Origin of the sequence: Wenjunlia tyrosinilytica (assembly GCF_014646055.1) — a bacterium.
Taxonomy (GTDB): Bacteria; Actinomycetota; Actinomycetes; order Streptomycetales; family Streptomycetaceae; genus Wenjunlia; species Wenjunlia tyrosinilytica.
Genome location: NZ_BMMS01000153.1, coordinates 1 through 785, shown reverse-complemented (window position 1 = coordinate 785; position 785 = coordinate 1). Strand labels below are relative to the sequence as shown.

Below are 785 nucleotides of genomic sequence, written 5' to 3'. Positions count from 1 at the left end.
GCCGAAGATCGTCAAGAAGCGGCAGAAACGCCTGACCGGCGTCGACGAGATGGTCATCTCGCTGGCCGCGAAGGGCCTGACCACCGGCGAGGTGCAGGCCCACCTGGCCGAGGTCCATGGCGCCGAGGTCTCGCGCCAGACCATCTCCACCATCACCGACAAGGTGCTGGAGGGCATGGCCGAGTGGCAGAGCCGACCGCTCGACGCCGTCTATCCGGTCGTCTTCATCGATGCCATCCACGTGAAGATCCGTGACGGCGCGGTCGCCAACAGGCCCATCTATGTCGCCCTGGCCGTCACCACAGAGGGCCGGCGGGAGATCCTGGGATTGTGGGCCGGCGACGGCGGTGAAGGCGCCAAGCACTGGCTGCACATCCTCACCGAGATCAAGAACCGCGGCGTCAGCGACGTCCTCATGCTTGTCTGCGACGGCCTGAAGGGCCTGCCCGACGCGGTCGAGACCGTCTGGCCCAGGACGATTGTGCAGACCTGCGTCGTGCACCTGCTGCGGAACTCCTTCCGCTATGCCGCCCGGCAGGACTGGGACAAGATCGCGCGTGTCCTCAAGCCCGTCTGCACATCGCCGACCGAGGAGGCCGCCCTGGACCGGTTCGCCGAGTTCGCCGACGCCTGGGGCCGGAAGTATCCGGCGATCGTGAAGCTGTGGGAGAACGCCTGGGAGGAGTTCACTCCCTTCCTGCGGTTCGGCACCGAGATCCGCCGCATCGTCTGCACGACGAACGCGATCGAGTCGGTGAACGCGCGAATCCGCCGGGCGGTCAAGG

At 67.0% G+C, this 785-nt stretch carries 1 protein-coding gene; it reads left to right on the top strand.

Features of this window, described 5'->3' with window-relative positions; translation table 11 throughout:
• Positions 1-785, top strand: a 785-nt coding sequence (locus IEY86_RS35985) for an IS256 family transposase (RefSeq protein ID WP_189136099.1), incomplete at both ends; no start/stop codon positions are given.